8 protein-coding genes and 1 rRNA gene are annotated in these 8,369 nt (G+C 39.0%); 7 read left to right on the plus strand and 2 right to left on the minus strand.

Annotation, left to right across the window (positions count from 1 at the left end; all coding sequences use genetic code 11):
* Window positions 1–12: 12 nt before the first annotated feature.
* The 6 genes from M3610_RS20090 to rpiB all read left to right on the plus strand — a co-directional run bounded on the left by M3610_RS20090 (window position 13) and on the right by rpiB (window position 4,959).
* Window positions 13–771, plus strand: a complete 759-nt coding sequence (locus M3610_RS20090) for an SDR family NAD(P)-dependent oxidoreductase (protein WP_251461809.1) — start codon at window positions 13–15, stop codon at window positions 769–771.
* A 72-nt stretch (window positions 772–843) separates the two neighbouring features.
* The gene (locus tag M3610_RS20095) at window positions 844–1,554 is read left to right on the plus strand and encodes a FadR/GntR family transcriptional regulator (protein ID WP_251461812.1); all 711 of its coding nucleotides are present in this window, start codon (window positions 844–846) and stop codon (window positions 1,552–1,554) included.
* A 356-nt stretch (window positions 1,555–1,910) separates the two neighbouring features.
* Entirely contained in the window at window positions 1,911–3,242 is a 1,332-nt protein-coding gene (locus M3610_RS20100) for an MFS transporter (RefSeq protein ID WP_251461815.1), read from the plus strand.
* A 66-nt stretch (window positions 3,243–3,308) separates the two neighbouring features.
* Complete coding sequence (pfkA, locus tag M3610_RS20105) at window positions 3,309–4,265, plus strand: 6-phosphofructokinase (RefSeq protein ID WP_251461820.1); 957 nt, start codon at window positions 3,309–3,311, stop codon at window positions 4,263–4,265.
* Between the two features lie 75 nt (window positions 4,266–4,340).
* A complete protein-coding gene (locus tag M3610_RS20110; RefSeq protein ID WP_251461823.1) occupies window positions 4,341–4,484 on the plus strand; it encodes a GapA-binding peptide SR1P in 144 nt (47 codons plus the stop codon).
* Between the two features lie 28 nt (window positions 4,485–4,512).
* Window positions 4,513–4,959, plus strand: a complete 447-nt coding sequence (gene rpiB, locus M3610_RS20115) for a ribose 5-phosphate isomerase B (protein ID WP_251461826.1) — start codon at window positions 4,513–4,515, stop codon at window positions 4,957–4,959.
* Window positions 4,960–5,101: 142 nt separating this feature from the next.
* On the opposite strand, the gene M3610_RS20120 is transcribed toward rpiB, so the two are convergent.
* Both M3610_RS20120 and M3610_RS20125 read right to left on the minus strand, forming a co-directional pair.
* A complete protein-coding gene (locus M3610_RS20120; RefSeq protein ID WP_251461829.1) occupies window positions 5,102–6,343 on the minus strand; it encodes an MFS transporter in 1,242 nt (413 codons plus the stop codon).
* 48 nt (window positions 6,344–6,391) lie between these two features.
* Window positions 6,392–7,339 (minus strand): L-lactate dehydrogenase, encoded by a 948-nt coding sequence (locus M3610_RS20125; RefSeq protein WP_251461843.1) that lies wholly within the window; start codon window positions 7,337–7,339, stop codon window positions 6,392–6,394.
* Between the two features lie 932 nt (window positions 7,340–8,271).
* On the opposite strand from M3610_RS20125, the gene M3610_RS20130 reads away from it, so the two are divergent.
* A 16S ribosomal RNA gene (locus M3610_RS20130) occupies window positions 8,272–8,369 on the plus strand; the annotation flags it as partial.

The following is an 8,369-nucleotide window of genomic DNA, read 5'->3' on the forward strand; positions in this document are numbered from 1 at the left end:
GAGAGAAGAAACATGTTTGAATTAGATAATCGAGTGGCGATCGTTACAGGCAGTGGTTCAAAAAAGGGGATTGGACGGACCATTGCTTTAACCCTTGCAAAACAGGGGGCAGCAGTAGTTGTCGCTGACCTTAATGCTGATGGAATTCAGGATACCGTTCATGCAATTGAGGAAGCGGGCGGAAAAGCTTTAGGTGTTGAATTAAATGTCACCAGCAAAGAATCGAATGAGGCGATGGTAGAAAAGGTTCTACAAACCTTTGGCAGAATTGATATCCTTGTCAATAATGCTGGAATTTCACAAAAGGTAACCGTTGAAGATATGACCTATGAGGACATCAACCGAGTATTTAATGTTAACATGTTTGGTCTATTCTTATGCACGCAAGCCGTACTAAAAACGATGAAAGAACAAAAGTTTGGCCGAATTGTTAGCCTATCCTCCGTTTCCGCTAAACGAGGAGGCGGAGTATTTGGCGGGCCGCACTATTCTGCCTCAAAGGCTGCCGTATTAGGATTTTCAAAAAATCTCGCTCGTGAAGTAGCTCTTGATGGAATTACCGTAAACTGTGTAGCACCAGGTCTTGTTAATACAGACATTTGGAAGTCCCTTCCTGAAGATCAAGCAAAGAAAGTAATCGACGGAATTCCAATGGGAAGACCAGGTGAGACGGAAGAGATTGCGGCAACGATTGCCTTCTTAGTTTCAAAAGAAGCCTCCTACATAACAGGAGAAGAAATTGATATTAATGGCGGTTCACACATGGATTAATCTAATCCTTACTGTACAGGCATTCCAGTCAGGAATGCCTGTGCAATTTCATTGAACACTAGACGGAGAGGAGTGATTGATATTAATTTTAATCCAGTGGCCAGTAAGAAATTATATATGCAAATTTATTATCAAATCCTTTCTGAAATTGAATTGGGTTCATTTAAAAAAGGTGATAAACTGCCTGCTGAAAGAGAGCTGTGCGAACTATTCGGTGTAAGCCGTGTTCCCATTCGACAGGCCCTTAGTGCATTAGAGTTGAATGGTATTGTATATTCCCGTCAAGGTGAAGGAGTTTATGTGAAAAGTAATCAGATTACACCTGATCATTCTGAATCGGCCATTTTCTTTAAATCGATATCTCCAGAGGATATTGTGGAAGTAAGGATGAATATTGAGCCTCTTATTATAAAATTTGCCGCTCAAAGAGCAACTGATGAAGATATAAAGGAACTTTATTCGACCATCAAAGAGATGGAGAAAGAAACCATGGCTGGTGTTTATGTACCAGAAACAGACCACAAATTACATTTTAGTATTGCAAAGGCCTCTCATAATGACTTATTTATTAACATTATGGCGGCTATAAGTAATGCAATGAAACAACAAGAAATGTGGAAATTTATTCGAGATCGAACTGTCACTCGACCGGATTATCGAGACACGAATTTTTATGAGCATCAATTACTTATAAAAGCCATTGAGGATCACAACGAAATAGAAGCAGTCGAAGTCATGAATAAACATATGAAAAACTTATATGATCGGTACTGGAAAGATTAGACCAATTCAGTTTCCACTCCTAAAGGATTATTGACAACCCTTACATGCAAAGATATACTTAATGCAAAAAAAGGTAACTTAGCATACAAGTAGACAAAGTGTATAGAGAGCGACTATGCAGAACTTTTACATTTATATAATAGAAGGATTGGAGAGTCGCCAAATCTATTTGTGTTGAAGGAGTAAATTTAAGGTTTTTTGAAAGCGTTTGATGTATAGGTTTACAAATTTCAATACTAGTAATTTTAAAACTCTCTTAGGGGAACTATTTTTTTAGGGACAATTTAATTCCCTATAACCTTTAATTAGATGATGCTTGGAGTAAGGAAGGGACAACAACACAAGGGGGAATTATTTTGGATCAGTTTGCATTAGAGCGTTCAACTACTAAAAAAGTTACGTTAAGATTAATTCCATTTCTGTTTCTTTGTTTTACTATATCCATTCTTGATAGGGTGAATATTGGATTTGCTGCCCTGCAAATGAACAAAGATCTAGGCTTTTCAAATGCAATTTTTGGATTTGGAGCAGGAATCTTTTTCCTTGGTTATTTCCTTTTAGAAGTACCGGCCAGCGCAATGATGGCAAAGGTAGGAGCAAGAAAATGGATTAGTAGAATCATGGTTACATGGGCCATCCTTGCCATATTAGTAGCTTTTGTAAAAACACCAATGGAGTTTTATATTGCACGGTTTCTCTTGGGAGTTGCTGAAGCTAGTTTTTATCCATGTATGGTTGCCTATTTAAGTGGTTTTTATCAAACGAAACATCATGCAAAAGCTATTGCAGGATTCATGGTGGCGATTCCAGGTGCAAATGCGTTAGGTGCTCCACTCTCTACTTTTTTGATGAGTGTCAACTGGTTGAGTTTGGCCGGCTGGCAATGGCTGTTTATTTTGGAAGCGATTCCGGCATTAATCTTAGGCATTATTTGTTTTTTCTATCTTGATGATCGCATTGAAGATATAAAATGGTTGAACAAAGACGAGAAAAAATGGTTAATTGACGTTACAACAAAAGAGAGACTTGAAAAACAGCAGGTAAAGCACTACACATTCTTGCAGGCATTAAAAGACCGTGATGTTCTTATCTTATCGGCAGGATATTTTTGCTGGATGGTTGGCTATTACGGAATTAACATGTTTTTACCAACCATCTCAAAAGGGTTATCTGAGACTACAGCTCTAAGTAATCAAAGTATAGGTTGGATTTTAGGACTTATGTATGTTTGTGCCATGGTAACGATGATTCTAGTTGGGAATTCTTCAGACAAGAAAAACGAGAGACGCTTGCATGTTGCTGTATGTTTATCGATAAGTGCTTTTGCAATGATTATTAGCAGTTATATTTCTAATTCAAGTGTAGTCTTATCATTTGTATTTCTAACCATTGCTCTATGTGGAGCATTTGGGGCATACGCTCCATTTTGGGCGATCCCGCCTTCTTTCTTAACTGGAGCAGCAGCAGCAGGAGCTATTGCTCTCATTAACAGTATAGGAAATCTGGGTGGATTCTTTGGACCTTACATTGTAGGTTATATTAAGGATACAACAGGCTCCTTTCATAGCAGTATGATTTTCTTAGGCGTCAGTATGATAATAAGTTCTGTTATTGTTGTTTCCTTGGTAAAGCAGTCAGGTAAGGCAGAGAGCAAGAGTGCCGAATATAAATTGAAAAAATCTAGTTAATGAAAACTGTCATTACAGGATCTAAACATTCAATAAAATCTGAATTTTGCAGGAAGTGTATGGGTCATGAAAAAACTAGGGGTCCTAACAAGTGGCGGCGATGCCCCGGGAATGAATGCTGCTATTTGGGCAGTAGTAAAAGCAGCAAGTCACTATCATGTGGAAGTAATGGGGATAGAGGGCGGATTCCAAGGTTTAATTGATGGTAAAATTCATAAATTAACATCCCAAGAGGTAGAAGATATTGCCGATCGAGGCGGAACGATGTTAAAAACGTCAAGATCCTTAGAATTCATGGAAGAATCCGGACGAAAGAAGGCTCTTAATAGATTAAAAAATTTGGATATCGATTCCTTGATTGTCATAGGTGGGGAAGGATCTTTAAAAGGAGCCGAAAAGTTACATAAACTAGGTATAAATGTGATTGGGATACCTGGAACCATTGACAATGATTTAGCTTATACAGATTATTCAATAGGATTTGATACCACTTTAAATACCGTATTAGAGTGTATTAGTAAAATTAAAGATACTGATTATTCTCATGATAAAACAACGATTGTCGAAGTGATGGGAAGATATTGCGGCGATTTAGCTTTATATTCTGCTTTAGCAGGTGGAGGAGAAATCATCTCTACTCCAGAAGAACCATTAGATTTATATTCTATCTGTTCAAAATTACGTTTAAGAATGAGTAATGGAAGAAATGATAACCTCGTTATCGTTACCGAAAGAATGTATGATTTGCAGGACATGCAGCACTACATTGAAAAGAAGTTAAACATTAGTGTAAGAACTACCTCATTAGGGTTCATCCAAAGAGGGGGAAATGCATCCGCATTTGATCGGGTATTAGCAAGTAATATGGGCGTTAAGGCAGTGGAACTGTTGATGAATGGATATTCGGGTCTAGCAGTTGGAATGAAAGAAAATAAAATCATTCATAAAGAACTTAGATACGTAAATTCCGAGATAGCCGATAAGCAGGATAAATATAGAGTACTAGAAAAGCTTTTATGTTAGAAAAGGTATATCCCTTTATTGGTGTTTGGATCAATCAGTTTTTATTTAACAAAAGTGTTAAGGGGGAAGCGACTGATGGGAGAGAAACTAATTGAAAAACAAGGTACGATTATATGTCAAGTGTGTGAAGAAGTAATAGACATTGTTGGAAGTACAGAAGGCGTTAAAACGTGGTATGGCATGTGTCAGGATTGTTCCCAGTATAAGAAAGAAGATTAACGTCATTGGACAATTGGGAGGTAATAAAATGAGAGTTGCTATTGCATCTGATCATGGTGGTATTAAGATTCGAAATGAGATTATCTCATTACTAGAAGAGATGAAAATGGAGTACTTAGATTTAGGGTGTGACTGTGAAGCCTCCGTTGATTATCCAGATTATGCTATTCCTGTTGCGGAAAAGGTAGCAAGTGGTGAAGTAGATAGAGGTATCTTAATTTGTGGCACTGGGATTGGAATGAGTATTTCGGCAAACAAAGTAAAGGGAATACGTTGTGCACTGGTGCACGATACGTTTAGTGCTAAGGCCACAAGAGAGCATAACAATTCCAATATCTTAGCGATGGGAGAACGTGTCATCGGTCCAGGCTTAGCTCGCGATATTGCAAAAATATGGTTAACAACCCCTTTAGAAGGTGGCAGACACGCAAATCGTATCAATAAAATAAAGGAATATGAAGAAAGTATCTTTTAGGAAGCGAGGGATTCTCTTGCTTCCTCAAAAACAAACCCCCTTTCGCTATTAGGCAAAGGGGGGTTGTTGGTTAATAACCGTTATTGCTTTAGTATATATCCTCAATTTGAAGTACAAGAACCGTCCCCGTACTCCTACCCACTTATGCTGCTGTCCTTACAGCTGCTTCCTTTTGTCTGGTTTCCGGAAAGGTTGCCACCAAGAAGATGTACAAACTAGACACGGCGATAAAGAAGATCATGGCGGCCGTGTATCCGGAAGCGCCTAAGATAAAGCTCCACACGATCGTCGCAATGGTTTGGCCCGCATAGGCGATGGCCCAGAATAAGCCGAACATAATTGTCAATCTTTGTGGCGTCATCCCTTTTAATTCATGGGGCAGATTCAAAAAGATTGGGTACTGGATATACATCGCAAATCCAGAGATTGAAATGAGCGTGTAAGAGAGTAACGGAACTTTATTTGCAAAAACGAGCGCTAGGGCAAAGGCTCCCACCATGACGATACCTGAAAATAGGAGAATCGGTTTCCGCGCTACCCCTTTATTCCCGATTCGAATCCCTGCAAAGGTACCAAGTATACCGAAACCTGAGATTAATAGGTTCGTAACCGAGCCGTTTAACAAGGTATATTGATCAAATATGGCTTTAAAGCTTACTAGCGATAATACATACAGCGTTAAAAAGGAAGCGAACGCTAGACCGTAGCGCCAAAGGAATCCGTCCTTAAGAGCGTCTCTGTACCCATATTTTTCAGATTTTCCACCGCTATCTTTTGTTTCAAAGGTCTCTGCCTTCCAAAGCCAACCGATAAAAAACAAAATCGTTAACGAAGCAAATAACGTTAAGGTTAAACGCCAGTTGGCCACCATTTGCTTAGCAAAAACCGTAAATAAGACGGCAACAATAAAGGCCCCCGCATTATAAGCAACGGTATTGGCCGCATTAATGCGCAGTTTTACATTTGAATTTTTAACATAGTGAGCGACGATGGGGTTCATGTAGACAATCACCATCGAGCCACCTACGGCCATGACCATCCGGGCTGCGGTATAGGCCCAGTAATTAGGCAGGTAAATCGCAACAAGTCCCATCATTAACAGGCCAATTGCTGTGCCTGCTGCTTTTTTCGGCCCTAATTTCATGAGCACTAGCGCTGCTAAGATGTTCGCAAATACACGTGCGGTCGTAATCGAATAATTCACTAATTGAGATATAATAGGATCCACCGGCCCACCGAAAAACGTTTCGGTTATTTGAGGGGTCAATGAAGAGCCCGCCACCCAGTTCATGGCAAAGGTTACATAAGCCAGCCACAATACCGCCATCATAAAATAACCTTTTTTTGTATGATTGATCGTTTCCATATCTTCATCTGCTTTCAATAGTGATTTCATCTTTTCATTGAAAAAATGGAGTGCTTGCAGCAATGCCTAGATTACGGGTTTCATCGTTTCCTTTAATACGTTAACGGAGTGGCTAAATTGTTCTTTTTCTTTTTCATTTAACTCAATTTCAAGGACTTCACGGATTCCGCCGCGGTTAATGACTGCAGGCACCCCGATAAACACATCATTTTGTCTATAATGTCCATCTAGATAAGAAGAAACTGTCAGGATACAGTTTTCATTATTTAAAATGGCCTTCGTAATTCGAACGAGAGACATTCCGATTCCATAGTACGTTGCACCTTTTCGCTCAATAATGTGATAAGCAGCATCACGGACATTCACGAAAATTTCTTCTAAAGATTCTTTGTTTAGTTTTTCAGCTGGGAGTTCTTCCAGTCGTTCGACACCTACTGCCGCACGGCTCCAAACGGGAAGTTCAGTATCTCCGTGTTCTCCAATAATATAAGCATGAACGTTTCTAGTATCCATGTTGAAATGCTGACCAAGCGCAAAGCGGAGACGCGCAGAATCTAGGACGGTACCAGAACCAATCACACGTTCTTTCGGCAGCCCGGACTCTTTCCAAGTCACGTAGGTTAAAATGTCGACAGGGTTGGTTGCGACCAAGAAGATCCCGTCAAATCCACTTGCCATAATGTTTTTTACGATTTGTTTAAAAATTTTCGTGTTCTTTTCCACTAACTCCAAGCGTGTTTCACCAGGCTTTTGTGCTAAGCCTGCGGTAATTACAACTAAGTCGGCCTGTGCACAATCTTGATAAGAACCGCTCCAAACATGGATAGGTGATGGTGCAAATGGGATTCCGTGGTTAAGATCCATCGCTTCGCCTTCTGATTTGGCCTCGTTCACATCAATGAGAACTAATTCTTCCGCAACTCCTTGATTAATCATAGAATAGGCATAACTACAACCGACTGCACCAGTTCCAACTAAGACAACCCGGTTTACTTTTTTATTTCTGTTTTCCATGATGATCAATCTCCTTTTTCAGTGGGTTTAAACTTGTACTAATCTATTAGTGATTTTTTGGTAATTAATAACTTGATGAGGTTAGTATAACACTAGATTGTGAATAATTTCACAATAAATGTGACAGTAATATGAACCTTCAATTGAAAGCCTTTACAAACAAAATATTATATGAATGAATGCGCTGTCATCCCCCGGGAGATGCGATGGACTGGTTCTGGTGTTTTCATTACTCCCAGTATAAAATACGAGAAATTGCCAGGTGAATTTTCTAGAAAAAGGATACGGGCAGGGTGTTCGTCCAACCCATTTTTCTTGCTCTTAATAAACTATATATAAATAAATCATTTTTTAGGAGGAAAATGGGTTATGGATTGTAAGGAAAAATACGAATGCCGCCCGTCCGTCATTTGGTGGGGGTTTAAGGGAAAAGAAAAGGATACTCAACATGATAAGCAAAAAGATGATTATCATGAACGCAAAAGATGCAGAAGTTTTTGCTGCGTATTTAAATGTACATGTTCGTAATTTTAATAGGGAGTGTTTCTATCTAATTAGAAACCTCTCTTTTTTGTGACCATGGGAACGATTCTGGTTGACATTATTCTGCTAAAAGAAACATAAGAACCGTCTCAATAGAAGGAAGGAGAAAAAAGAAAAACTTTTTGTTGCATAAGTAAACCGACAGTGTTATGATATAAAAGTTGCTTGTAACGGAAGTTAATTCGTTAAAAGTGATTTCAAAAAAAGATAAATTATTATATTGACATAACGATAGAGAGTTGATATAATAATAAATGTCGCTTCTGACATAATGAATTGTTCTTTGAAAACTAAACAAACAAAATCGTGCAAACAAACAATATTAATCATGTTTCTTCTATTATATATAGTTAGAACATGAGCCAACGTAACAAATGAGCTAATCAACTTTCTTGGAGAGTTTGATCCTGGCTCAGGACGAACGCTGGCGGCGTGCCTAATACATGCAAGTCGAGCGAGACTCTTCGGAGTCTAGCGGCGGACGGGT

The sequence above is a fragment of the Neobacillus sp. MER 74 genome (assembly GCF_023714155.1).

Excerpts from the sequence above, each read along its gene's own strand:
- M3610_RS20090 (WP_251461809.1), top strand. The coding sequence starts at position 13 with ATGTTTGAATTAGATAATCGAGTGGCGATCGTTACAGGCAGTGGTTCA.
- pfkA (WP_251461820.1), top strand. The coding sequence starts at position 3,309 with ATGAAAAAACTAGGGGTCCTAACAAGTGGCGGCGATGCCCCGGGAATG.
- M3610_RS20110 (WP_251461823.1), top strand. The coding sequence starts at position 4,341 with ATGGGAGAGAAACTAATTGAAAAACAAGGTACGATTATATGTCAAGTG.
- rpiB (WP_251461826.1), top strand. The coding sequence starts at position 4,513 with ATGAGAGTTGCTATTGCATCTGATCATGGTGGTATTAAGATTCGAAAT.
- M3610_RS20125 (WP_251461843.1), bottom strand. The coding sequence starts at position 7,339 with ATGGAAAACAGAAATAAAAAAGTAAACCGGGTTGTCTTAGTTGGAACT.